Source organism: Neobacillus drentensis, from assembly GCF_036966985.1.
Taxonomy (GTDB): domain Bacteria; phylum Bacillota; class Bacilli; order Bacillales; family Cytobacillaceae; genus Neobacillus; species Neobacillus drentensis_E.
This window is the reverse complement of the sequence record NZ_JBALSN010000140.1, coordinates 1-1995: the sequence shown is the minus strand read 5'-3', so window position 1 is coordinate 1995 and position 1995 is coordinate 1. Positions and strand designations below refer to the sequence as shown.

The 1995-nt window shown below is 31.8% G+C and carries 3 protein-coding genes; 1 reads left to right on the top strand and 2 read right to left on the bottom strand.

The window, feature by feature from the left end; translation table 11 throughout:
- Together V7659_RS09815 and V7659_RS09810 are read right to left on the bottom strand one after the other, a co-directional pair.
- The coding region (locus V7659_RS09815) for a DUF3231 family protein (protein ID WP_335539758.1) at positions 1-462 on the bottom strand (462 nt) is incomplete at its 3' end.
- A 142-nt stretch (positions 463-604) separates the two neighbouring features.
- Entirely contained in the window at positions 605-1039 is a 435-nt protein-coding gene (locus tag V7659_RS09810) for a DUF192 domain-containing protein (RefSeq protein ID WP_335539756.1), read from the bottom strand.
- Between the two features lie 247 nt (positions 1040-1286).
- Here V7659_RS09810 and V7659_RS09805 point away from each other — a divergent pair, with 247 nt between their 5' ends.
- Complete coding sequence (locus V7659_RS09805; protein ID WP_335539754.1) at positions 1287-1772, top strand: pyridoxamine 5'-phosphate oxidase family protein; 486 nt, start codon at positions 1287-1289, stop codon at positions 1770-1772.
- Positions 1773-1995 lie beyond the last annotated feature (223 nt).

Here is a 1995-nt window from a genome sequence, read left to right as displayed (position 1 = left end):
AGGAGAACTGATATAAAGACCTTTAGATAATAAAAGCTCTTTTACATCCCTAAGAAAATTTATTAATTGTGAAATACATTCACTAAAATGACTGTAAACATCTGCCCTAACTGATACTGATAGATGGATACTATATCCTTGCAGAGCAATTTGTGATGCTTGATGAAGGTAATTCAAAAAATATGTGTCTGAATACAACCTAGGAGCATTTACATTTACATCCTCAATAAGTTTAAATCCATAAGGTATTGGGTACTTTTCTTTGTTGAAAATCTCAGTTAGTGTTTTAAGATTTCCTTGAGCAATTTCAAAAGCATGTTTAACTAATGGTTTAATCTCTTCATCCTCAACTTTGGTTAAAAAGTATTTAAACTGACAAGCAATGGCAGTATCATTAATATAGGATGTCCAAAGAGCTGTTATCTCTGCTGATGTAAGCTGTACATGATTGCCTTCTTCCATAAATAAACCTCCATCTAACCAAACAATCCTTTCTTGTACAATATTCCCTAATTTTTCTAACAATATGTAAATAAAAAAGCCTACTGCTTTATACAGTAAGCTAAAACAATCTATAATTACTTCCTACCGAGGTAAGGTGATTTTAATCAAGCTTTACAAAATCCCCTGCTTTGATTTGATTCTTTTCAAACCATCCAAGATTTACTTCAATTGCATAGTGATAAGAAAGTTCCGGATCATAAATAGGACATTCATCTTCTATACAAGGGACCATATCTAGAATTTTTAGAATTTTTCCATCTGTATCAAGAAATGCAATAGATAAAGGAATTAATGTGTTTTTCATCCAGAAGCCGACATTTGTTTTTTCTGAAAACACAAATAGCATCCCCTCGTTTTCGGGTAATTTTCCAACAAACATTAAGCCCTTATCTCTTTTTTCTTGAGTATCTGCAACTTGTACGGTTAATTTGGTGATCCTTTCTCCACTAGATACTTTAATCATTTTTGTTTGAAGTCTTGTATTTTTTTCTTGACGAAAAAGAAAACCGATTAATTTTAATCCATTTTTCCACATATTCACTCACCTTGTCTTTTCCCTAAATATTAAAAGGAAGAAAGTTGGAGATAAAACAAAAACAAGAAGAAAAAAAGCAACAAGGAAAATTCCTTATCACTTCCTATACTTATTATATAGTTATACATTTAATACTTTATTTTCAATAATTCATTTTGATAGAGTAGGTTTAGTTATTCCGCCATACCTGAATAAAAGTTGGTATCAAGGGTAGTATACCTCTGTAATCATTAATGAGGTGATGGAAATGTCTAATATGCTGAAACAAGAAGAAATGGAGACATTAAGAGAGTTAATCAAAGACGTAGACACGGCCATGCTGACTACGGTAACTGAAGAAGGGCTTGTTTCTCGTCCTATGAAAACACAAGAAATAGAGTTTGATGGTGACTTATGGTTTTTCACTAAGAAAGCGACTAATAAATATGAAGAAATTTTACATGATCAAGATGTTAATGTGACTTATGCAGGTAAATCCTATGTTTCCGTCCGTGGAAGAGCGGAAATCGTAGAGGATTTAAACAAGAAAAAGGAATTGTGGAACAATGCAAATGAGAAAATTATGCAAACTTCTTATGATGATCCCAACGTTATTTTGATAAAGGTAAAGGCGGAAGCAGCCGAATATTGGGAAACCGGTAATTTTACGAAGAAAATCGCCTTTCTCTATAAACGCATGACAGGTCAAAGTTCTAAAACGACAGATATTAATGAAACTGTTGAATTGAATTAATAACAGCAAAATGGGTTGTCTAGCCATTGGACAATCCATTTTGCTTTGTTGAGTTATGTTGAAACATTTGTAGCATATTTATCTCTGGGGTAATACTGAAAGAGGAATTCATGTTATTCAAATTGTAAGTTATATAAAATGTATCTTTCTCAGTAAATATTATTAAAAAGAAACTTAGCTAACGTTCTCTAATGATTTTTAACATTTCCTCTTGGTTTCCATT

Bases quoted from the DNA above. Each gene is read 5' to 3' on its own strand.
- V7659_RS09810 (WP_335539756.1), bottom strand. From the start codon at position 1,039: ATGTGGAAAAATGGATTAAAATTAATCGGTTTTCTTTTTCGTCAAGAA.
- V7659_RS09805 (WP_335539754.1), top strand. From the start codon at position 1,287: ATGTCTAATATGCTGAAACAAGAAGAAATGGAGACATTAAGAGAGTTA.